This window comes from Streptomyces venezuelae ATCC 10712 (assembly GCF_008639165.1).
Classification (GTDB): Bacteria; Actinomycetota; Actinomycetes; order Streptomycetales; family Streptomycetaceae; genus Streptomyces; species Streptomyces venezuelae.
In genome coordinates, this window is the sequence record NZ_CP029197.1 from 7484636 (window position 1) to 7506447 (window position 21812).

The window sequence follows — 21812 nt, forward strand, 5'->3', positions numbered from 1 at the left end:
CATGAGCTACCTCGACTACACGACCGGAGCACCGGTCGCCGACCACAAGGCGCCCGCCGGCCCCGTCGCCGAACGCTGGGACACCCGCCGCTTCCAGGCCAAGCTGGTCAACCCCGCCAACCGGCGCAAGCACCGCGTCATCGTCGTCGGCACCGGCCTCGCCGGCGGCTCCGCCGGCGCCACCCTCGCCGAACAGGGCTACCACGTCGTCCAGTTCTGCTTCCAGGACTCCCCGCGCCGCGCCCACTCGATCGCCGCCCAGGGCGGCATCAACGCCGCCAAGAACTACCGCAACGACGGCGACTCCATCCACCGCCTCTTCTACGACACCGTCAAGGGCGGCGACTTCCGCGCCCGCGAGTCCAACGTCCACCGCCTCGCCCAGATCTCCGTCGAGATCATCGACCAGTGCGTCGCCCAGGGCGTCCCCTTCGCCCGCGAGTACGGCGGACTCCTCGACACCCGCTCCTTCGGCGGCGTCCAGGTCTCCCGCACCTTCTACGCCCGCGGCCAGACCGGCCAGCAGCTCCTCCTGGGCGCCTACCAGGCCCTGTCCCGGCAGATCGCGGCCGGAAACGTCGAGATGCACGCCCGTACGGAGATGCTCGACCTGGTCGTCGTCGACGGACGGGCCCGCGGCATCGTCGCCCGCGACCTGATCACCGGCGAGATCTCCACCCACTACGCGGACGCGGTGGTGCTCGCCTCCGGTGGCTACGGCAACGTCTTCTACCTGTCGACGAACGCCATGAACTCCAACGCCACCGCCGTGTGGCGGGCCCACCGGCGCGGCGCGTACTTCGCCAACCCCTGCTTCACCCAGATCCACCCCACCTGTATCCCGCGCACCGGTGACCACCAGTCCAAGCTCACCCTGATGAGCGAGTCGCTGCGCAACGACGGCCGCATCTGGGTCCCCAAGGCCAAGGGCGACACCCGGCCCGCCGCCGAGATCCCCGAGGACGAGCGCGACTACTACCTGGAGCGGATCTACCCCTCCTTCGGCAACCTCGTCCCACGTGACATCGCCTCCCGCGCCGCGAAGAACGTCTGCGACGAGGGCAGGGGAGTGGGCCCCGGCGGCCAGGGCGTCTACCTGGACTTCGCCGACGCCATCCGGCGCATGGGCCGGGCCGCCGTCGAGGAGAAGTACGGCAACCTCTTCGACATGTACGCGCGGATCACCGCGGAGAACCCGTACGAGGTCCCCATGCGGATCTATCCCGCCGTCCACTACACGATGGGCGGACTCTGGGTCGACTACGACCTCCAGACCACCGTCCCCGGCCTCTTCGCCATCGGCGAGGCCAACTTCTCCGACCACGGGGCCAACCGGCTCGGCGCCTCCGCCCTGATGCAGGGCCTCGCCGACGGCTACTTCGTCCTCCCCGCCACCATCAACGACTACCTCGCCCGCCACCCCCACGCCGAGCCCGTCACCGACGAACACCCGGCCGTACGGGAGGTGCTCGCCGAGACCGAGGACCGGCTGAACCTGCTGCTCGCCGTCGACGGCGACCGCACCCCCGACTCCTTCCACCGCGAACTCGGCGAACTCATGTGGGAGTACTGCGGGATGGCCCGGACCGAAGCGGGCCTCAAGACCGCGCTCGCCCGCATCCCGGAGATCCGCGAGGAGTTCTGGAGCCGGATCAAGGTCCCGGGCACCGGCCGGGAGTTCAACCAGTCCCTGGAGAAGGCGAACCGGATCGTCGACTACCTGGAACTCGCCGAGCTCATGTGCCTCGACGCGCTCCACCGCGCCGAGTCCTGCGGAGGCCACTTCCGCGAGGAGTCCCAGACGCCCGACGGCGAAGCCGCCCGCCGCGACGAGGAGTTCGCCTACGCGGCGGCCTGGGAGTTCGGCGGCACCGGAGTCTCCCCCGTCCTCCACAAGGAGGAGCTCACCTTCGAGTACGTCCACCCCACCCAGCGGAGCTACGCATGAGGCTCACCCTGCGCGTCTGGCGCCAGCGCGACGCCGACACCCCCGGCGCCATGTCCACCTACGACGTGGACGGCATCTCCGCCGACATGTCCTTCCTCGAGATGCTCGACACCCTCAACGAGGACCTCATCCTGCGCGGCGAGGACCCCGTGGCCTTCGACCACGACTGCCGCGAGGGCATCTGCGGCGCGTGCAGCCTCGTCATCAACGGCGACGCGCACGGACCGGAACGCACCACCACCTGCCAGCTCCACATGCGCTCCTTCCGCGACGGCGACACCATCGACGTCGAGCCCTGGCGCGCCGCCGCCTTCCCCGTCGTCAAGGACCTGGTCGTCGACCGCTCGGCCTTCGACCGGGTCATCCAGGCCGGCGGCTACATCTCCGCCCCCACCGGCTCGGCCCCCGAGGCGCACGCCACCCCCGTGCCCAAGGCGGACGCGGACTCCGCCTTCGAACACGCCGAGTGCATCGGCTGCGGGGCGTGCGTGGCGGCCTGCCCCAACGGTTCGGCGATGCTCTTCACCTCCGCCAAGGTCAACCATCTGAACGTGCTGCCGCAGGGCTCGCCCGAGCGCGAGACCCGGGTCCTCGACATGGTGGCCCAGATGGACGCGGAGGGCTTCGGCGGCTGCACCCTGACGGGGGAGTGCGCGACGGCCTGCCCGAAGGGCATCCCCCTGCCGTCGATCTCCGCGATGAACAAGGAGTGGCTGCGGGCGCGGCGGAAGGCCCCCCGCGGCTGAGCCGGTATCAGGGCGGGAGCAGGACGGGATCAGGACAGTCTGAGGGCGTGGGCTCCACCACATCCCGCACCCCGGCGCGAAAGATCATTCACAGAATGATCACTTTCTCCGTAAGATTTTCGCTCCGGGGTGCTCCTGTCCACCCGTACAGCAAGATCAACTCCGTTCAAATCTGTACTTTTCATGGCAAGTTGTCCACTTCTCGGCCAACCCGCCGCCGGCGATTTCCGCCCCGCCCGAACCCCCGGGTACTGATGAGGGCTGCCGGGGGCATATGACCAAACCCCCGGTCATGCAGACCATTTGGGGGTTCCATGTCCAACATCACCCGCCGCCGGGCCCTCGGCGTCGCGGCCGCCGGCGCCGCCGCCGGCGCCGCAGGCCTCGCCCTGGCCGGCTCCTCCGTCGCCGACGCGCCCCGCCCCGCCGCTCCCGCGGCCGGCCCCGCGCCCTTCGACGAGGTCTACCAGGGCCGCCGCATCACCGGCGGACCCGCGCACGGCGGCGGCCACCACGGGGGACACCACGGAGGCGGCTACTCCGTGACGATCGACGGTGCGGAACTGCACGTCATGCAGAACGCCGACGGCACCTGGATCAGCGTGATCAACCACTACGAGCCCGTCGCCACGCCCAAGGCACTGGCGCGGGCGGCCGTCCGCGAACTCCAGGGCGCCCCGCTCGTACCCCTCACCCTCACCTGATCGATCCAGGAGCCGCACCACCATGACCGTACGCAAGAACCAGGCCACCCTCAGCGCCGACGAGAAGCGGCGCTTCGTCAACGCCCTCCTGGAGCTCAAGCGCTCCGGGCGGTACGACACCTTCGTCACCACGCACAACGCCTTCATCATGAGCGACACCGACAACGGCGACCGCGTCGGCCACCGGTCGCCCTCGTTCCTGCCCTGGCACCGGCGCTTCCTCATAGAGTTCGAGCAGGCACTGCAGTCCGTCGACCCGACGGTCAACCTGCCCTACTGGGACTGGACCGCCGACCGCACCTCCCGCTCCTCGCTCTGGGCGCCCGACTTCCTCGGCGGCACCGGACGCGCCCGCGACGGCCAGGTGCTCGACGGCCCGTTCGCCCGCAGCGGCAACCGCTGGACCATCACCGTCCGCGTCGATGGCCGCGACTACCTCCGGCGCGACCTCGGCGCCGGCGGCCGCCAGCTGCCCACCCGCGCCGAGGTCGACTCCGTCCTCGCCATGGAGACCTACGACACGGCCCCGTGGAACAGCTCCTCGGACGGCTTCCGCAACCACCTTGAAGGGTGGCGCGGCGTGAACCTCCACAACCGCGTCCACGTCTGGGTCGGCGGCCAGATGGGCACCGGAGTCTCCCCCAACGACCCCGTGTTCTGGCTCCACCACGCCTTCGTCGACAAGCTGTGGGCCGACTGGCAGGCCCGCCACCCCCGGTCCACCTACCTGCCGGCCGCCGACACGGCGAACGTCGTCGACCTCCGCGACACCATGCGCCCGTGGAACGACGTCACCCCGGCCGACATGCTCGACCACACCCGCCACTACACCTTCGACACCGCCGCCTGACCCCTGGGGAGCGGTCAGCGCCGCTCGCCGGACCCCAGGGACCGGGCCAGATACGGCGCGGTGCGGCTGCCCGCCGCCCGCGCCACCCGGTCGGGCGGACCCGCCGCCACGATCAGGCCGCCCTCGTCGCCGCCGCCCGGGCCGAGATCGACGACCCAGTCGGCGGTGGCGACGACGTCCATGTCGTGCTCGACGACGATCACCGAGTGACCCGCGTCCACGAGGCCGTGCAGCTGGCGCATCAGGACCTCGACATCGGCCGGGTGCAGGCCGGTCGTCGGCTCGTCGAGCACGTACAGGGTGGGGGAGCGGTGCGGCCTTTGCAGCTCCGAGGCCAGCTTGATGCGCTGGGCCTCGCCACCGGACAGCTCGGTGGCGGGCTGCCCGAGCCGCAGATACCCGAGACCCACGTCGAGCAGCGTGCCCAGGCTCCGCGCCGCGGCCGGCGTGTCCGCGAAGAACGCCGCGGCGGACTCGACGGTGAGATCGAGGACCTCCGCGATGGTGAGACCGCGCAGCCGGACCTGAAGGGTCTCGGGGTTGTAGCGGGCGCCGTGGCAGTCGGGGCAGGGCGCGTACGTACTGGGCAGGAAGAGCAGCTCCACGGAGACAAAACCCTCGCCCTGGCAGGTCTCGCACCGCCCGCCCGCGACGTTGAACGAGAAGCGGCCCGCCTTGTACCCGCGCGCCCGCGCCTCCTCGGTCTCCGTGAACAGCTTCCGTACGACGTCGAACAGACCGGTGTACGTGGCCAGATTGGAGCGCGGAGTCCGGCCGATCGGACGCTGATCCACCGTCACCAGGCGCCCCACCCCGTCGAGTTCCTCGGTCAGCGCGCCGACGAGCGTCGACTTGCCCGAGCCGGAGACACCGGTGACGGCGGTCAGCACACCGACCGGGAAGGCCGCTTCGACCGCCCGCAGATTGTGCCGGGTGACCGGTCCCGTCCGCAGCCACCCCGCCGGTGCGCGCACCCGGCGCTCCGGCGCCGGCTCCCGGTCGAAGAGGAAACGCCGGGTCGCGGACGCCTCGACCGCCGCGAGGTCACCCGGGGGGCCGCTGTGCAGCACCTGCCCGCCGTGCACCCCGGCCCGTGGCCCGACGTCCACGAGCCAGTCCGCGTGCCGGATGACGTCGAGGTGGTGCTCCACGACGAACACCGAGTTCCCGGCCGCCTTGAGCCGGTCGAGGACCACGAGGAGGGCCTCCGTGTCGGCCGGGTGCAGCCCTGCGGACGGCTCGTCGAGGACGTACACCACGCCGAAGAGCCCCGAACGCAGCTGGGTGGCGAGCCGCAGCCGCTGGAGCTCGCCGTTGGAGAGCGTCGGGGTGGCACGGTCCAGACCGAGGTAGCCCAGGCCGAGTTCGGTGACCGTCGCGATCCGGGCGACGAGGTCCTCGACGAGGACGCGCGCCGTCTCCCCGCCCTCCCGCGCCGCCTCTTCGGTCAGCAGCGCGGCCAGCGAGGTCAGCGGCAGGGCGGCGAGGTCGGCGATGGTCCGGCCGCCGAAGGTCACCGCGAGCGCCTCCGGACGCAGCCGCCCGCCGCCGCACACCGGACAGGGCGCACTGGTCAGGAAGCGCTCGGCCTTCGCCCGCAGCGCCGGGCTCTTCGAGTCGGAGAAGGTCCGCAGGACATAACGCCGGGCGCTCATGTACGTGGCCTGGTACGGGCGTTGGATGCGGTCGGCGTCCCGCACCGGATGGACCGTGACCACCGGCTGCTCGTCCGTGAACAGGATCCACTCCCGGTCCTTCGCGTCGAGCTCCCGCCACGGCCGGTCGACGTCGTACCCGAGGGCGTCGAGCACGTCCCGCAGGTTCTTCCCCTGCCAGGCGCCCGGCCAGGCGGCGATGGCGCCCTGACGGATCGACAGCCCGGGTTCGGGGACGAGGAGTCGCTCGCTCGTCTCGTGGATCCGCCCCAGACCCTGGCACGAAGGGCAGGCACCCACCGCCGTGTTGGGCGAGAACGCGTCGGAGTCCAGCCTCTCGGCGCCCTCCGGGTAGCGGCCGGCCCGTGAGAACAGCATCCGGAGCGAGTTGGAGAGCGTGGTGACCGTCCCTACGGACGAGCGGGCGTTCGGCGAGGAGCGGCGCTGCTCCAGGGAGACCGCCGGCGGCAGCCCCGTGATCTCACCGACCGCGGGCGCCCCCACCTGGTGGATCAGCCGCCGCGCGTACGGCGCCACCGACTCGAAGTACCGCCGCTGCGCCTCCGCGTAGATCGTGCCGAACGCGAGCGACGACTTCCCGGAGCCCGAGACCCCGGTGAAGACGACGAGCGCGTCACGGGGGATGTCGACGTCCACCCCGGCGAGGTTGTGCTCGCGGGCGCCACGGACACGGACGTACGGATCATGGGTACTTTCGGGCATAAAGTGATGGTATCCATGGAACCGCTCCCGGCCTGGTCAGGGCGTCCCCGGGGCCAGGCCCACCACCTCCGCGAGCCTCCGGTACGACTCGCTGAGCGCCGCCCGGTCGTACGTGCCGGTGGTGACGAGCACCTCCTGCGCCCCCGTCTCCTTCACGGCCCGCTCCAACGCCTCCGCGACCTGCTCCGCGGTGCCGTGCACATGGCCGTCGAGCCCCGCCTCGTAGAACCCGCGCTGCTTCTCCGTCATCGCGAGCCCGTCGATCACCCCGGGCGCCACGAGCGGCGGAAAGACCCCCCGGGTCCGGGAGTGGGCGAGCGACCACGCCTCCGGCATCAGCAGCCGCCGGGCCTCCTCCTCCGTCGCGGCCACCGCCACCGTCCCCGCGATCACCACATACGGCTCCGCGGACCACGACGAGGGACGGAACGCGGACCGGTACGTGTCGACCGCTGCCAGGAGCCGCTCGCGGCCCCGCAGGTCACCGATGACCAGCGGCAGCCCCGCCGCGGCGGCGATCGCCGCGCCCTCGCCGGTGGCCAGCACGAACGGCGGCACCCGCAGGCCCTCGGCGGGCCGCGCGTGCACCTGCGGGTGGACGGTCTGCTCGCCGGTGAACCAGCCCAGCAGCTCGTCGAGCTGCTCGGCGAACCGGTCGGCATCGTCCTTGTCCCGGCCGAGCGCCCGCCGGATGCCGTCAGTGAAGCCGACCGAACGCCCGACACCCATGTCGATCCGGCCCGGGAACAGGGCTTCGAGCACCCCGAACTGCTCCGCGACCACCAACGGCTGGTGGTTGGGCAGCATCACCCCGCCCGTACCGACCCGGATGCCCGACGTGGCGGCGGCGACGGCGGCCGCGAGCACCGTCGGCGCGGACCCGGCCACCCCGGGCACACTGTGGTGCTCCGACACCCAGAAACGGTGATACCCCAAGGCCTCCACCTCCTGGGCGAGCCGGACGGTGTCGCGCAGGGCCTGAGGGGCGGGCTCGCCCTCCCTGGTACGGGAGCGGTCGAGGACGGAGAAGCGGATGCCGCCGGGGAAGGTGCTCACACCCCTGTTCAACGTCGGGGAAGGCGAGGGATTCCCGGCCGTCGGCGCCCCGGCGACGCAAGCGGCTCCTCTGCGGCCCGGCCGTCGGCGCCCCGGCGACGCCAGCCGCTCCTCTGCGCCGATCGGCGGACAAGCGCGGTCCGCGGTGAGGAACTCGGGGAACCCGGGGAAGGCGGTGAGGGAGACGACGGCCAGCAGGTGACCCCGATCGCCGTCGGAGGAGAGAGCACCGTGGACGATGCCGGAGCGACCAGCGAGAGCCCGACATCGCGTGAACCGCATGAACCACGCGAAGGCGGCACGGGGGGACGGGGACCATCCGCCCCCACGTCGGACGTCTCGCTCCGGATCAACGGGAACACGTACGGACTTCGGCTCGACCACCGCACGACCCTCCTGGACACCCTGCGCGAGCACCTGGACCTCACCGGCGCGAAGAAGGGCTGCGACCACGGCCAGTGCGGCGCCTGCACCGTGCTCGTGGGAGGCCGGCGTATCAACAGCTGCCTCGTGCTCGCCGTCACCTGCGACGAACCCGTCACCACCATCGAGGGCCTCGCGGGCCACGACCGCCTCCACCCCCTTCAGGAGGCGTTCGTCTCCCGCGACGCCCTGCAGTGCGGCTACTGCACACCCGGCCAGATCTGCTCCGCCGCGGGCATGCTCGACGAGGCCGCCGCCGGCCACCCCTCCCACGTCACACCACCGGACCGGCCGGCCGGCGGGGACCCGGAGCCCCTCACCCCGGAGGAGATCCGCGAACGGATGAGCGGCAACATCTGCCGCTGCGGCGCCTACGCGAACATCGTGGACGCCATCAGGGACGTCGCCGGGGGCGTCAGCGGGGACCTCGTCGGCAACGTCGGCGAGGACGCCGTAGGGGACGTCATCAAGGAGGCCACCTCGTGAAACCCTTCGCATACCTCCGCGCCGGCCACGCCGAGCAGGCACTCGCCGCGTACGCCGCGCACCCCGGCGCCCAGTACATCGCCGGCGGAACCAACCTCGTCGACCTGATGAAGCTGGGCGTCGCCGAGCCGCCGTTCCTCGTCGACATCAGCGGACTCCCGCTGGACGGCGTCGACGAGACCCCGGACGGCGGCCTCCGCATCGGGGCAACCGTCCGCAACAGCGACCTGGCCGCCCACCCGCTCGTACGGACCCGCTACACCGTGCTGTCGCAGGCGCTCCTCGCGGGCGCCTCCGCACAACTGCGCAATGCCGCTACCACCGGCGGCAACCTGCTCCAGCGCACCCGCTGCCCGTACTTCCAGGACACCTCGAAGCCCTGCAACAAACGAGAGCCGGGCACCGGCTGCCCCGCCCGCGAGGGCGTCCACCGCGACCTGGCGGTCCTCGGCCACTCCGCGCGATGCGTCGCCACCCACCCCTCGGACATGGCGGTCGCGCTCGCCGCCCTCGACGCCAGGGTGCACCTCCTCGGCCCGGACGGAGAGCGCACCGTACCCCTCACCGAATTCCACCGGCTGCCCGGTGACACGCCGGAGCAGGACACCGTCGTCAGGCCGGGCGAGCTCGTCACGGCGGTGACGCTGCCGCCGCCCGCGGGAACCCACAGCGCCTACCTGAAGGCCCGCGACCGCGCCTCGTACGCCTTCGCGCTCGTCTCCGTCGCCGCGTCGCTCACGGTCGAGGACGGAGTCGTCCGGCACGCCGCCCTCGCCTTCGGAGGGGTCGCGCACGCGCCGTGGCGGGCCCGCGCGGCCGAGGAGGTCCTCAGCGGTGCTCCCGCCACGGAAGAGACGTTCGGACGGGCCGCCGACGCCGAGCTGGCCGCAGCCGAGCCGTTGCGGGACAACGCCTTCAAGGTGCCGCTCGCCCGCGGTCTCGCCGTCCGCGTGCTCACCGACCTAGCGTCCCGCCCCTGAGGAGCCGGCCACCACCATGCCCACGAACCCCACGCCCCAGGCCCCCTCCACGCCCGACGAGAACGACGCGCCGGGTCGCGACGACGGCGCCCGTTCTGGTGACGACGTCCGTCGCGACGCGGCTCAGAAGGTGACCGGCGCGGCGCGCTACGCCGCCGAGCACAACCCGCCCGGCCACGTCCACGCCGTGCCCGTCCCCGCCACCGTCGCTCGGGGCAGGGTGACCGCCGTCCACGCCGACGAGATCACGCGCCGGCCGGGCGTCCACGCCGTCCTCAGCCACGCGAACGCCCCCCGTCTCGGCGAGCTCGACGACCCGACGCTGACGCTGCTCCAGACCGACCGCGTCCCCCACCGGGGCTGGTACGTCGCCCTCGTGGTCGCCGACACCCTGGAGAACGCCCGCGCCGCCGCCGACGACCTGCGGATCGAGTACGCCACCGAGGACCACGACCCGGGCCCACCCGCCGGCCACCCCGACCTCTACGCACCCGAGGAGGCCAACGGCGGCCACCCGGCCCTGCGCGAGCGCGGCGACTTCGACACGGCCTTCGCCACGTCGGCCGTGCGCGTCGACGCCACGTACACGATGACCGCCCAGCACAACCACCCGATGGAGCCGCACGCCTCCACCGCGTGGTGGGAGAACGGCGCGCTGACCGTGTACGACTCCAGCCAGGGGGCGACACAGGTACGAGACGTCCTCGCGCAGCTGTTCCAGGTGCCCCGAGACCGTGTCACGGTCGTCTCCGCGTACGTCGGCGGCGGCTTCGGCTCCAAGGGCACCCCGAGGCCCCAGGCCGTCCTCGCCTCGATGGCCGCCCTGCACGTCGGACGGCCCGTGAAGCTCGTCCTCCCGCGCCGCGAACTCGCCGCCGTCGTCGGCCACCGCGCCCCCACGGTCCAGCGCGTCCGCATCGGCGCGGACGCCGACGGCGTGATCGGCGCCCTCGCCCACGAGGTCGTCACCCAGACCTCCACGGTGAAGGAGTTCGTCGAGCAGGCGGCCGTTCCCGCCCGCACCATGTACACCTCGCCGCACAGCCGCACCAGCCACCGCGTGGTGGCTCTGGACGTGCCGACGCCCTCGTGGATGCGGGCCCCCGGCGAGGCGTCCGGCATGTACGCCCTCGAAGCGGCCATGGACGAACTCGCCGTCGCCACGGGCGTCGATCCGGTCGAACTCCGGCTGCGCAACGAGCCCGACACCGAACCCGACAGCGGCAAGCCGTTCAGCAGCAGAGGCCTCGCGGACTGCCTGCGCGAGGGCGCGCGGCGCTTCGGCTGGGCGGATCGCGACCCCCGGCCCGGAGTGCGACGGGCCGACGGCCGACTGACCGGCACCGGAGTGGCCGCGTCGACCTACCCGTACCTCCTGAGTCCCTCGTCGGCCACCGCGCACGCCGCGCCGGACGGCACCTACCTCGTACGGCTCGCCGCCACCGACATCGGGACCGGGGCCCGGACGGTCCTCGCCCGGATCGCCGCCGAGGCACTCGACGTCCCGCCCACCTCGGTACGCGTGGAGCTCGGGAGCAGCGCACTGCCGACCGCCCCGCTGGCGGGCGGCTCGTCGGGCACCTCGTCCTGGGGCTGGGCCGTCCACAAGGCGTGCACGGCGCTGGCCGGCACCGTGCGCGCGCACTCCGGCCCGCTCCCGCCCGACGGCCTCACCGCCCGGGCGGACACCGGGGAGGAGGCGGGCCGGGAATCCCCGTACGCGCGGCACGCGTTCGGCGCGCAGTTCGCGGAGGTCGACGTGGACACCGTGACGGGGGAGGCACGGGTCCGGCGCCTGCTCGGGGTCTTCGCGGCCGGGCGGGTGCTCAGCCGGCGCACCGCGCGCTCCCAGTTCATCGGCGGCATGACCATGGGGCTGGGCATGGCGCTGACCGAGAGCAGCACGCTCGACCCCGCGTTCGGGGACTTCGCGGAGCGGGACCTGGCCTCGTACCACGTCCCCGTCTGCGCCGACGTACCGATGCTCGAAGCGCACTGGCTCGACGAGGAGGACTCCCACCTCAACCCCATGGGCAGCAAGGGGATCGGCGAGATCGGCATCGTGGGGACGGCGGCCGCGATCGCGAACGCCGTGCACCACGCGGTGGGCGTACGGCTGCGGGACCTGCCCCTGACCCCGGACCGGCTCCTTCCCCACCTGCCCCGCTGACACATGTGCGTGCGATATGCGTTCCGGCGATCGGCGTGGCCGCGCCGATGCCGGCCCGCGATGCCTACGCTCGTCGTATGACGGAGAGCGAGATCCAGCTCAAGGCAATCGCGGCGCTCACGGCCCTGCGCGGGGGAGTCGCCCAGGACTACGTCTCCGACCTGCTCGGCGAGGTCATTCCGACGCGGTTCCTGGTTCCCGACACGGACGATGCGATGGAAGTGGGCGCGGCGGTACTGTCCCAGCTCACGGGACCGGTGAGCGCGCTGGTACGCGGGTTCATCCTGGCCTTCGAGACGGTGGCCGACGCGTACGACGAGACGGAGGCCGGAGAACCCACCGAGCAGATCCTGCAGGCCCTGGCCCTGGAAATCGCGAGCGACACCGACTGAAAAAGGTGTGCATGGTCGCGGGACGCCCGGGCATACGGACCGGGAGCGGATGACATGGCCGCTCCTTCAGGGCCCCGCGGCCTCCCCCGACCGCGGGCCCGGGCAGGGTGGAGACCGGCCCGCACCAGTGGTGTTGTGCGGGCCGGTCGCCTGCCCGGAGCCGCCCCGTGCTCGCGGCGGCCGAAGAGCGGATGGGGATCTCCCTTGGGGATCTGCGGACGTGGCTGTTGCAGAACAATCTGGATCTGCCGGAGGAAGACGTCGACGACGAAGTGGCGTGCTGCGGCTTCGACGGGTTCCCCGACGAGGGGAGCTTCTTTCTGGGCATCCGGGCCATGGAGGGCCTCTACGCGAACCGCTCCACGTCCTGCGGATTCGACCCACCGGACCAGCCGGACCACCCGTTCTGGCGCAACGAGTGGATCCCGTTCCTCTCGGACCAGGACGGCTGGACGGGAAAGTTCATCGATGTGCGGGACGGGCGCGTCGGTAGGTGGTTCGTGGGTGAGCCCACGGTTACGGGCGAGTACGAGTCGATGGCCCAGTATTTCGATTCCGTGGCGGAGATGCTGACGAGGATCGCCGAGGGACGCTTCCCGGTCTGTCGGTGCACCGACGGCCGACTTGTCTGGTCGTGAGATTTCTCTGCGGTGCCGGGGGTAGGCGGTACCTATGAGAGTGGGAGGAGGTCCGAGGTGAGCGCCAAGGAGAAAGCCAAGGCCAAGGCCGAGCAGATCGTCGGCAAGGCCATGCAGAAGACGGCCCGCGTGCAGGGCAAGAAGAGCACGGAAGCCAAGGGTGCGGCTCTGGGGCTGCGCGGTAAGGCGCGGGAGCGTAAGGAAAAGGGCAAGGACTTCTTCAAGCACTGATTTTTCGCGACGTCAGGTCGTCGTCCGCCGTGCATGCATGTCGACAACGTGGGCATGGGCAGAAGACGACTCGCTCAGACATGTCGGAAGGGTGAAAGTCATGGCCGGAGGCAAGAAGGCCAAGAACGTGGCGAAGACGGCCAAGGGCAAGGTCAAGGAGACGACGGGCAAGGCCGTCGGCAACGAGAGCCTGGAACTGAAGGGCCGTGCCGAGCAGGCCGAAGGGGCCGCGAAGCAGGCGGGGGAGAAGATCAAGGACACGTTCAAGCACTGACCCCATCGACCGCGACCCGCGATCCCGCGATCGCCGGATTTCCGGCGTACGACTCGAAGGCCGGCGGGGGAAACAGAACTGCCTCACCGCGGCTGTTTCTCCCGCTGGCCTTCGCGCGTGTGCCGGGCCGCCCGACCGGGTTACCTGCGTCGGCTTACCTGCGTCGGCGCCGGCCTCGGCCTGCCGTCTCGTATGCGTCTTCTTCGTCGTCTTCGGCGTCTTCGTCCTCTTGTGCCTCGTCGTCTTCCTCCCCCTCTTCGTCCTCCTCCCCTTCTTCGTCGTACTCCTCTTCGGGCTCGCCCTCGTCGTACTCCTCCTCGTCCTCCTCCGGCACTTCCTCCTCTCCCGCGGCTTCGCCGTCCTCGTCTACGTCTTCGTCCTCGTTCTCGTCGAACTCCTCTTCCTCCTCCAGCGCCTCCTCGTGCGAACGGACCACCTCGCCGTCGCGGATCTCGCCACGCCAGCCTTCCGGTTCGTCGTCGGTGAGCGTGACGTGTCGGCGGAAGTGCTTCAGGTCCAGCCGGAGACGGCGGCCCTGAGCCCGCCAGATGTTGCCGGTCTTCTCGAAAAGGCCGGAGGGGTAGTACTCGACGGTGAGCAGGATGCGGGTGAGTGTCGGGCCCAGGTCGTGGAAGCTGACGCATCCCCGGACGGAACCCTTCGCGCCTTCGGAGGTCCAGATGATGCGGTCGTCCGGGACCTGTTCCTGGACCGTCGCCTTCCAGCTGCGCGTCGACGGGCCGACCTTCACCTTCCAGTCGCTCGTCGTCTCGTCGCCCTGTGAGACGTTGCGGACACCCTTGGCGAACCCGCTGAAATCCTCGTACTGCGTCCAGTGGTTGTAGACCGTTCGCAGCGGAGCACCCACGTCGATCGTCTCGATGATGCTGGTCATCTTCTGGGAGCCGCTCTTGCGCTTTCCTCCGCCTCCGCCGAACAGGTTCGACGCGGCGTCGGTGACCTTGTCCTTGAGTCCCCCGAGCGTCTGACCCACGACCGCCTTCGCCGGGGAGTCGCCCTTCAGGAGCCGCCCGCCGATGTCGGTGAGCTTGCCGCCGTTCTCCGCCACGTCGTACAGCTGATCGGTGACGTCCTCGAGTTTGTCCGTGGCCTTCTCGGCCAGTTTTCCGGTCTGCGCGCTGAGGAATTCGCCCAGTTCGCCGAGCAGCCGGTCCATTCCGGATTCGGAGTTCTGTGAGCGGTCCTGGTCGCGGTCTCGGTCGTCGGATGCCATGACCTACCTCCGCGTGCTCGGCTTGCGCGCTGCTGTCTTCTTGGCCGCGGGCTTGCGCGCCGCCGCCTTCTTCGCGGGCGGCTTGCGGGCCGTGGCCTTCTTGGCCGGTGCCTTCTTCGCCGCCGTCTTCTTGGCCGGTGTCTTCTTGGCCGGGGCTTTCTTGGCCGTCGTCTTCTTCGCCGGCGCGGCGGAGGACTTCTTGGCCGCCGTGGTCTTCTTCGCGGGAGTGGTCTTCTTCGCCGCGCTTCCGGTCGACGTCGACCGCTTCGAGGGGGTGGCCTTCGTGGCCGTTCTCGACGAAGCCTTCTTCGCGGGAGCGGTCTTCTTGGCGGGCGACCGGGAACGGGACGTCGTGCCTCCGCCCGACCGCGAGCGGGACTGCCCACCGGTGGAACGGCGGGTCCGTGGCTTCCTCGGCTCGGATTCCGCCTCCGCCTCCGCTTCCGCCTCTTCAGGCTCTTCGGTCTCCTCTTCGGGCTCTTCCTCCTCTTCCCACGCGTCCTCTTCCGTGTCCTCTGCGCCCTCGCCCTCGGCCTCTTCCTCGTCCTCACCCAGGTCCTCGTCGTACTCGCCCTCGGGCGCCTCTTCCTCCTCCTCCCATTCCTCGTCCTCGTCGTACCGTCCGTTCGCCTCGTCGTCCTCGTCCTCGTCCTCGCCCTGGTCACTGCCGCTGCTGATGGCCAGAGTCCGCTCGTGGAGGGAGTCGGCCAGGTCCGCGAGCTTGCGATTGGCCGCGGCGGTCAACGCCTGCCGGCCGGCGTCCAGCGCCTCGCCCTTCAACTGATCGCCCATCTCGGCGATCTGGGGTACGTCCTTGAGTTTGCTGAGCCCCTGTGTCACGAGCTGCCCCGGCTCCAGGCCGAAGCGGCGGCCGGCGAGATAGGTCGCCACGGTGAACGCGAGGCGAGCCTTCTTCGTTCGGCCCAGAAGGTAGCCGCCTGCCACGGCGGCTGCCAGGGCGACTTTTGTCGTGTCCTCCATGACTCCTGTCCCTTCACCGGGCGACCGCGGCCGTTCCGCCGCTCGTGTGCGGTGTGCCCGGGGTCGGGCCACGCGTCGGGGGGAAAGCGCGTGAGGACGCCGCGCTGGGGCGGTGGGAGACGAGCCCGCTCTCCCGGACATGGCATATGTCCCTATACCATGAAATTCTAGCCTTTTGTCGCTGGACGTCTCGCGGGAGTGCCCCATGGCCACAGCGGATCCCGATCGGCCTCGACGCGGTACCTCGCGTTCCGGCGGTGAGACACGCTCTGCCGCCCGGCGGAAGTCGGCGTCCGGCCGTTCGAAGGGCGTGGACGCGGGCTCGGCCATGAGGTCGGCCGCCGAGCAGCTGACGGGACTGCTCGGCAGACGTCCCGAATCCGTCTCTTCGCTCAAGCCCACCGACGACGGGTGGGAGGCGCAGGTGGAAGTGGTGGAACTGGAGCGGATTCCCGATACGACGAGCGTGCTGGCCAGCTACAAGGTCGCTCTGGACGGAGAGGGCGCGCTCATCTCGTTCGAACGAACCCGCCGCTACACCCGAGGAATGATCGATCGGCCGTTCTGAGTCGCGTTCGGCCGCGGAAGGAGGCGCCATGACCATGGTGCCGCAGAGCGGCAGCGCCGTCGGCAGGAGCGGCGGTGGCTCCACGGGCAGTCTCTACGACGTCCTGGAGCTGATTCTGGACCGAGGTCTGGTGATCGACGTCTTCGTCCGTGTGTCTCTCGTCGGGATCGAGATCCTGAAGATCGACGCGCGGATCGTGGTCGCCAGTGTGGACACCTACCTCCGCTTCGCGGAGGCGTGCAACAGGCTCGACCTCGAAGCGGGCCGCAAGGCTCCGGCGCAGCTGCCCGAGGTGGTCGGCGGCATGCTGGAGGACGGGGCCCACGGCAAGTCCAAGGGCGCCCTGTCCGGGGCCGTCGAGGCCGTGACCGAGTCCCTGTCGGGGAAGCGTCGCGGTGATGACGAGGAGCCGGAGGAAGAGCAGGAAGAGCCGGAAGAGGAGGAGGCGGAGGCACCCGTTCCCCGACGTCGACGGCCCGCCGCCCGGCGCTCGGCGCGACGGGAGAAGGAGTGACCGATGGCCCTCTACGTCTACGCGATCACCGGGGAGAAGCACCCCCTCGACCTCGACGGTCTGTCCGGTGTCGGCTCGGAGCCGAGTCCGGTGCGCGTCGTCGCCGCCGGGCCGCTGTGCGCGGTGGTGAGCGACATCTCCGAGGAGATCCGGCCCAAGCGCCGCGACGTCCTGATCCACCAGGACGTGCAGGAGCGCCTCATGAGCGGCGGCCCGGTCCTACCCTTGCAGTTCGGCTACACCGCTACCGACGAGTCGGCGGTCGAACAGGCGCTGCGGAAGGACGCCGACGGCTATCTCGCCACCCTGGAACGGCTCCGAGGCTGTGCCGAGTACCACGTGAGAGCGGTGCAGGACGAGGAGGAGCTCCTGCGGCAGATCCTGCGGGACTCGCCCGAGGCGCGTGAGCTCAACGAGCGGATCCGTTCCGGGGACGAGGATCCCCAGCTCCCGCTCGCCCTGGGCCAGTTGATCGCCGCGCAGGTGCAGGAACGGCAGCAGGCCCTGTCGTCCGGGCTGGTCGACGCGCTCGTGCCGTTCGCTCGGGACTACACCGTCCGGCAGGCGTCCGGGACCGACCTGCTGAACCTCTCCCTCCTGGTCGCCGACGACCGGCGGGAAGAGTTCCGTACGGCGGAAGGCAATCTCGCCCGGGAGATCGGAGACGGGATCGAGTTCAGGCTGAGCGGGCCGCTGCCGCCCTACAGCTTCGTGCAGTGAGAACTGCCCGGAAGGAGGGAGACCATGGGACTTGTGACGTTCCTGCTCACCCTGCCCGTCGCGCCGGTGCGCGGCGTGACCTGGGTCGCCCAGAGGGTGCTGGACGAGGCCGAGGAGCAGTACTACGACCCGGCTCCCGTCTGGCGCGAACTCCGAGAGCTGGAGGGCCGACTGGTGAGGGGGGAGATCGACGAGGAGACCTTCGAGCACCGCGAGGACGAGCTGCTCGACCGGCTCGCGGAGATCAACGCCTTCCGGGCGCGCACACCATGACCGGGAAGCCGCGCACACCATGACCGGGAAGCCGCGCACACCATGACCGGGAAGCCGCGCACACCATGACCGGGAAGCGAGGACGTCGCCGTGTCTGACCCCCTGCCCGACCGATTCGGGACGGCACCCTCCAGGGCGATGCCGGCGCCGTACGGCTCCGGTTCGTCCGCGAACCTCGCGGACATCCTCGAACGCGTCCTGGACAAGGGCATCGTCATCGCGGGAGACATCCGCATCAACCTGCTCGACATCGAGCTGCTGACGATCAAACTGCGGATCCTGGTCGCCTCCGTGGACAAGGCGAAGGAGATGGGGATCGACTGGTGGGAGCACGACCCCTCGCTCTCCTCCAAGCACAGCGGAGGCCCGCTGGCGGAGGAGAACCGCCGGCTCCGCGCGGAGCTGGATGCCCTGCGCCGCGCCGCGCCGATCGCGAACGAGCCCCGGATTCCCGGGACGGAACAGGCCGTTGAGACGGAGGCGGTTGAGCCGGACGACTACGAGGAGGCGGGCGGCGGGTACGAGGAGCCGGGGGAGCAGCAAGGTGACCCGTCGTCGACCTCGCGCCGGAAGGCGGCACGACGAAGGCCCGGCACATGACCGGCGGCGAGAACCTCACCTACGTATACGCCGTGGTGGCGGACTCCCCGGAACTGCGGACGGTTCTCTCGGGTGTGCACGGGGTGTCCGGGGCGCCGGTGTCCCTCCTCGGGGAGGGCACACCGGCGACGACCCCGACTGGACCGGACCCGGCGTTCGTCATCAGCCGGGTCACGGCGCGGGAGTACGACGAGCGGACGCTCAAGGCCCGCTTCGAGGACCTGGAATGGCTGGAGGCCGTCGCCCGCGCCCACCACGAGGTGGTGCAGACGATCGCCCGCCACGACACCGTGCTCCCGCTGCGGCTGGCCACCCTGTACCAGGACGACGACCGCGCCCGCGAGGCACTCGCCGCCCGGCGCGGCGTCTTCGCCGAGCGACTTGCCCTGCTCCACGGCCGGAGCGAGTGGGGCGTCAAGGTGTACGTCAGCTCCGCCGGCCCCCCGCAGGACGGAGCCGCAGCCGGCCCCGCGAACACCACGACGCTCGGCCCGGGCAAGGCGTACCTGCGGCGCCGCAGGGCCCAGCACACGGTTCAGGAGACCCATTACCGGAACGCCCAGGCCGCTGCCGAGAACATCGAGGCGCTCGCCGCTCGGTACACCACCCACCGCGTTCGCCACCCCGCCCAGCGCGGAGCACTCGCGGGGCCCGAGGAGAACGTCCTCAACGACGCCTACCTGGTTCCGGACGACCGGGCCCAGAGCTTCCGTACCGCGCTCGCCGCGGTGGCGGTGGACATCGACGGCGTACGCGTGGTGGTGACCGGCCCGTGGGCCCCCTACTCCTTCGCCATGCCCCCTCCGCCGTCCGACCCTCCGCCGTCCGACCCTCCGCAGGAGGACGCCGCACGGGACGGTCCCGCACCATGAGCGTCGACCGGTCCACGGAACAACTGCCGGGCCGCCAGGTCGCCCTCGTCGACCTCCTCGACAGGTTGCTGAGCGGCGGCGTGGTCCTCTCGGGCGACATCGTGCTCTCGATCGCCGACATCGACCTCGTCCGTATCTCCCTCCGCGCGCTGATCGTCTCCGTCGGCTCCGAGGCGGACCCGCTCGGACCGTCCGCCCAGCGGCACACGGGCCCCCTCGGGCCGTCCGCCCACGGGCGGGCCGACCCACTCGGACCGACCGCCCAGGGGCTCGCGTGAACGGCCCGGGGCCGGCACCCGGAGAGCGGGGCGACGACCCACGCACGTCCCCGCCTCCCCGCACGCCGTCCCCCGCCCTGGAAGGTGTCGGTACGGCCCTGGGCGACGCCTTCCGCCTCGTGAAGGCCCCTCCCGACCCCGCCGGCGAACCCCACCGGCCCGCGCACCGGCTCCGTACGGACCGTGACTCGGTCGAGGAGGACCTCCTCAAGCTCGTCCTCACCGTCGTGGAACTCCTGCGCCAGCTCATCGAGAGGCAGGCGCTGCGGCGCGTCGACGCGGGCGACCTCACCGACGACCAGGAGGAGGAACTGGGCGCCACCCTGATGGCACTGCACGACGCGCTGTCCGACCTCTGCGCCGAGCACGGCTACACACTCCAGGACCTCAACCTCGACCTCGGCCCCCTCGGGCCCCTGCTGCCTCCGGCCGACCGGGGACCGGGGTGAGGACGGGACGGACGCCCCGTCAGCCCACGCCGCGCCTGCGGATCACTTCCTCACCCCCAATGCTGGGGCGGCGCGCTCCGGTGGGGCAGACTGGCGGTGTGCGCATCGTGATGATGACGGCGGGTTCGCGGGGTGACGTCGCGCCGTACACGGGGCTGAGTGCCGGCCTCGTACGGGCGGGGCATGAGGTGACGTTGGCCGCGCACGGGGTGTTCGAGCCGCTGGTGACGGGGTCCGGGGTGCGGTTCCGCGCGCTGCCGGTGGACCCGCGTGCCGAGCTGCACTCGCCGCGTGGCCGGCGGCTGCACGACGCGAGGACCGGCGCGGGGAAGCTCGTACGGCTCGCGTCCATGGCCCGGAGCGCGGCCGACGAGATGACAGCGGCCCTGGTGGAGGTGGCGCGGGAGGGCGACGTCCTGCTGGTCGGCGGGGCCCTGGGGCCCCTCGGGTACGCCATCGCCGACGGCCTGTCGGTGCCGGCCATGGGCCTGCACCTCCAACCGCTGCACCCGACCGGGGAGTTCCCCGCCCCCGTCCTGGGGACCCGGTCCCTGGGCGCGGTGGGAAACCGGCTGAGCGGACGGGCCGTCATGACGACCGTGGAGCTGCTGTTCGCCGACGCCGTACGGTCGCTTCGGCGGCGGTACGGGCTCGTGACGACCGGCCCGAGGCGGGGCCGCCGGGCCCGACCGGTGCTGCACGGCTACAGCCGGCTCGTCGTCCCCCGGCCCCGGGACTGGTCCCCGGAGCTGGAGGTGGCCGGCTACTGGTGGCCGCACGAGACCGGGCGGTTGTCCCAGGAATTGGAGGACTTCCTCGCCGCCGGGCCCCCGCCGGTCTTCGTCGGTCTGGGCAGCGCCACCGTTCCCGATCCCGAGCGGGTGAGCCGCGAGATCGTCACCGCCCTGCGCACGGCGAACGTGCGCGGGATCGTCCAGCGGGGCTGGGCGGGACTCGACGCCCGCAGCGACGACATCCTCACCGTCGACGAAGTACCGCATTCCCTGCTGTTCCCCCGGACGGCCGCCGTCGTCCACCACGCGGGAGCCGGCACCACCGGCGCCGTCCTGCGCGCCGGGGTGCCCAGCGTCCCCGTGCCCGTCCAGTTCGACGCGGCGTTCTGGGCGTCCCGGCTGACCGCGCTGGGCACCGCTCCCGGCGCCGTGCCGCTGCGCCGGCTCACCTCCGGGGCGCTGTCCGAGGCGCTGGTCGGCGCCACGGCGGACGGCCGCCACCGCACGCGTGCCCGGGCCCTGGCGGACCGGCTGGCCGCGGAGGACGGGGTCGCGCCGGTACTCGCCGCGCTCGCCCGCCTGGCACCCTGAGCACGTCGCCGTGGGTTCGAGGTCGAGACCTGCGGCGAATCCGCCCCCGTCGTCCCTGGTCGGCACACCTAGGCTGGGCCCGTGACAGCCGACAACCACCGGCCCCTGGCCGTCTTCGACCTGGACAACACGCTTGCCGCGACCGCCCACCGGCAGCACTTCCTGGAGCGGCGCCCCAAGGACTGGGACGCGTTCTTCGCGGCGGCTCCCGACGATCCGCCGCTCGACGAGGGGATCGCGCTGTGTCTGGAGGCGGCGGGGGAGTGCGACATCGTGTACCTGACCGGGCGTCCTGAGCGCTGCCGCCGGGACACCCTGGACTGGCTGGCCGCGCAGGGGCTGCCCGAGGGGCCGGTCCACATGCGACGGAACCGGGACTTCCGGCCGGCCCGGGTGACCAAGGTGGAGATCCTGCGCCGGCTCGGTGCCGACCGGCCGGTGCGGATGCTCGTCGACGACGACCTGCTGGTCTGCGGCGCGGCGGAGGCGGCCGGTTTCCCCGTCGTACGCGCCCGATGGGCGACCCCGTCGGAGGAACTGAGGGACGCCCAGGAGAAGGAGGGCCGGACGTGAGGGGCCGCCAGGACCCGCGCGGGGCCTCGCGGACGGTCCGGGCCGCCGCGTCGGCCGTGATCCGGCTGGAGGCGTACCCCCGCCCCCGCTGAGGCCCACGACCCGCCCCCGCGGCGGCCTCGACTCGCGGTGGTCTTCGCTTCCGTGCA

General features: G+C 71.6%; 25 protein-coding genes. 21 read left to right on the forward strand and 4 right to left on the reverse strand.

Features of this window, described 5'->3' with window-relative positions; all coding sequences use genetic code 11:
* Position 1: 1 nt before the first annotated feature.
* The 4 genes from DEJ43_RS34195 to melC2 all read left to right on the forward strand — a co-directional run bounded on the left by DEJ43_RS34195 (position 2) and on the right by melC2 (position 4248).
* The gene (locus tag DEJ43_RS34195) at positions 2 to 1948 is read left to right on the forward strand and encodes a fumarate reductase/succinate dehydrogenase flavoprotein subunit (protein WP_015038017.1); all 1947 of its coding nucleotides are present in this window, start codon (positions 2 to 4) and stop codon (positions 1946 to 1948) included.
* On the forward strand, positions 1945 to 2694 hold the full coding sequence (locus DEJ43_RS34200) for a succinate dehydrogenase/fumarate reductase iron-sulfur subunit (protein ID WP_015038018.1): 750 nt from the start codon (positions 1945 to 1947) through the stop codon (positions 2692 to 2694). Before DEJ43_RS34195 ends, DEJ43_RS34200 begins: the two co-directional genes overlap by 4 nt.
* A 314-nt stretch (positions 2695 to 3008) precedes the next feature.
* Complete coding sequence (gene melC1, locus DEJ43_RS34205) at positions 3009 to 3398, forward strand: apotyrosinase chaperone MelC1 (protein WP_015038019.1); 390 nt, start codon at positions 3009 to 3011, stop codon at positions 3396 to 3398.
* Between the two features lie 22 nt (positions 3399 to 3420).
* Complete coding sequence (gene melC2, locus DEJ43_RS34210; RefSeq protein WP_015038020.1) at positions 3421 to 4248, forward strand: tyrosinase MelC2; 828 nt, start codon at positions 3421 to 3423, stop codon at positions 4246 to 4248.
* A 14-nt stretch (positions 4249 to 4262) separates the two neighbouring features.
* Here the strand turns inward: melC2 and DEJ43_RS34215 are convergent, their stop codons facing one another.
* Together DEJ43_RS34215 and DEJ43_RS34220 are read right to left on the reverse strand one after the other, a co-directional pair.
* The gene (locus DEJ43_RS34215; protein WP_015038021.1) at positions 4263 to 6626 is read right to left on the reverse strand and encodes an ATP-binding cassette domain-containing protein; all 2364 of its coding nucleotides are present in this window, start codon (positions 6624 to 6626) and stop codon (positions 4263 to 4265) included.
* A 36-nt stretch (positions 6627 to 6662) separates the two neighbouring features.
* Positions 6663 to 7682 (reverse strand): MsnO8 family LLM class oxidoreductase, encoded by a 1020-nt coding sequence (locus DEJ43_RS34220; protein ID WP_041663215.1) that lies wholly within the window; start codon positions 7680 to 7682, stop codon positions 6663 to 6665.
* 231 nt (positions 7683 to 7913) lie between these two features.
* Between DEJ43_RS34220 and DEJ43_RS34225 the strand changes: the two genes are divergently transcribed.
* The 7 genes from DEJ43_RS34225 (at position 7914) to DEJ43_RS34250 (ending at position 13276) form a co-directional block, all read left to right on the forward strand.
* Entirely contained in the window at positions 7914 to 8591 is a 678-nt protein-coding gene (locus tag DEJ43_RS34225; protein ID WP_015038023.1) for a 2Fe-2S iron-sulfur cluster-binding protein, read from the forward strand.
* Positions 8588 to 9571, forward strand: a complete 984-nt coding sequence (locus DEJ43_RS34230; RefSeq protein WP_015038024.1) for an FAD binding domain-containing protein — start codon at positions 8588 to 8590, stop codon at positions 9569 to 9571. The genes DEJ43_RS34225 and DEJ43_RS34230 overlap by 4 nt, the downstream gene beginning before the upstream one ends.
* Positions 9572 to 9587: 16 nt before the next feature.
* On the forward strand, positions 9588 to 11741 hold the full coding sequence (locus DEJ43_RS34235) for a xanthine dehydrogenase family protein molybdopterin-binding subunit (RefSeq protein ID WP_015038025.1): 2154 nt from the start codon (positions 9588 to 9590) through the stop codon (positions 11739 to 11741).
* 77 nt (positions 11742 to 11818) lie between these two features.
* Positions 11819 to 12133, forward strand: coding sequence for a hypothetical protein (locus DEJ43_RS34240; protein WP_071892303.1), 315 nt, complete (start codon positions 11819 to 11821; stop codon positions 12131 to 12133).
* A 167-nt stretch (positions 12134 to 12300) separates the two neighbouring features.
* Positions 12301 to 12771: an SMI1/KNR4 family protein gene (locus DEJ43_RS34245; RefSeq protein ID WP_233448020.1), complete on the forward strand. Its 471-nt coding sequence runs from the start codon at positions 12301 to 12303 to the stop codon at positions 12769 to 12771.
* A gap of 57 nt (positions 12772 to 12828) precedes the next feature.
* Entirely contained in the window at positions 12829 to 13002 is a 174-nt protein-coding gene (locus tag DEJ43_RS37685) for a hypothetical protein (RefSeq protein WP_015038028.1), read from the forward strand.
* A 100-nt stretch (positions 13003 to 13102) separates the two neighbouring features.
* Positions 13103 to 13276, forward strand: a complete 174-nt coding sequence (locus DEJ43_RS34250) for a CsbD family protein (RefSeq protein ID WP_015038029.1) — start codon at positions 13103 to 13105, stop codon at positions 13274 to 13276.
* A gap of 154 nt (positions 13277 to 13430) precedes the next feature.
* Here the strand turns inward: DEJ43_RS34250 and DEJ43_RS34255 are convergent, their stop codons facing one another.
* Together DEJ43_RS34255 and DEJ43_RS34260 are read right to left on the reverse strand one after the other, a co-directional pair.
* A complete protein-coding gene (locus tag DEJ43_RS34255; RefSeq protein ID WP_015038030.1) occupies positions 13431 to 14510 on the reverse strand; it encodes an SRPBCC family protein in 1080 nt (359 codons plus the stop codon).
* A 3-nt stretch (positions 14511 to 14513) separates the two neighbouring features.
* Positions 14514 to 15491 carry a histone H1-like repetitive region-containing protein gene (locus tag DEJ43_RS34260; protein WP_015038031.1) on the reverse strand — a complete coding sequence of 326 codons (978 nt, stop codon included), beginning with the start codon at positions 15489 to 15491 and terminating at the stop codon, positions 14514 to 14516.
* A 205-nt stretch (positions 15492 to 15696) separates the two neighbouring features.
* On the opposite strand from DEJ43_RS34260, the gene DEJ43_RS34265 reads away from it, so the two are divergent.
* From DEJ43_RS34265 to DEJ43_RS34310, 10 genes are all read left to right on the forward strand, one after another.
* Entirely contained in the window at positions 15697 to 16059 is a 363-nt protein-coding gene (locus DEJ43_RS34265; RefSeq protein WP_015038032.1) for a gas vesicle protein GvpO, read from the forward strand.
* A 28-nt stretch (positions 16060 to 16087) separates the two neighbouring features.
* On the forward strand, positions 16088 to 16573 hold the full coding sequence (gene gvpJ / locus DEJ43_RS34270; RefSeq protein ID WP_015038033.1) for a gas vesicle protein GvpJ: 486 nt from the start codon (positions 16088 to 16090) through the stop codon (positions 16571 to 16573).
* 3 nt (positions 16574 to 16576) lie between these two features.
* Positions 16577 to 17293: a GvpL/GvpF family gas vesicle protein gene (locus DEJ43_RS34275; protein WP_015038034.1), complete on the forward strand. Its 717-nt coding sequence runs from the start codon at positions 16577 to 16579 to the stop codon at positions 17291 to 17293.
* 24 nt (positions 17294 to 17317) lie between these two features.
* A complete protein-coding gene (locus DEJ43_RS34280; protein WP_015038035.1) occupies positions 17318 to 17566 on the forward strand; it encodes a gas vesicle protein GvpG in 249 nt (82 codons plus the stop codon).
* Between the two features lie 138 nt (positions 17567 to 17704).
* Positions 17705 to 18166, forward strand: coding sequence for a gas vesicle protein (locus tag DEJ43_RS38450; protein ID WP_078508819.1), 462 nt, complete (start codon positions 17705 to 17707; stop codon positions 18164 to 18166).
* The gene (locus DEJ43_RS34290; protein ID WP_071892307.1) at positions 18163 to 19038 is read left to right on the forward strand and encodes a GvpL/GvpF family gas vesicle protein; all 876 of its coding nucleotides are present in this window, start codon (positions 18163 to 18165) and stop codon (positions 19036 to 19038) included. Before DEJ43_RS38450 ends, DEJ43_RS34290 begins: the two co-directional genes overlap by 4 nt.
* Complete coding sequence (locus tag DEJ43_RS34295; protein WP_015038039.1) at positions 19035 to 19316, forward strand: gas vesicle protein; 282 nt, start codon at positions 19035 to 19037, stop codon at positions 19314 to 19316. Before DEJ43_RS34290 ends, DEJ43_RS34295 begins: the two co-directional genes overlap by 4 nt.
* Entirely contained in the window at positions 19313 to 19765 is a 453-nt protein-coding gene (locus DEJ43_RS34300) for a gas vesicle protein K (RefSeq protein WP_015038040.1), read from the forward strand. The genes DEJ43_RS34295 and DEJ43_RS34300 overlap by 4 nt, the downstream gene beginning before the upstream one ends.
* A 113-nt stretch (positions 19766 to 19878) precedes the next feature.
* Positions 19879 to 21090: a glycosyltransferase gene (locus DEJ43_RS34305; RefSeq protein WP_041664506.1), complete on the forward strand. Its 1212-nt coding sequence runs from the start codon at positions 19879 to 19881 to the stop codon at positions 21088 to 21090.
* An 81-nt stretch (positions 21091 to 21171) separates the two neighbouring features.
* Positions 21172 to 21663 (forward strand): phosphatase domain-containing protein, encoded by a 492-nt coding sequence (locus DEJ43_RS34310; protein ID WP_015038042.1) that lies wholly within the window; start codon positions 21172 to 21174, stop codon positions 21661 to 21663.
* The last annotated feature ends 149 nt before the right edge of the window (positions 21664 to 21812 follow it).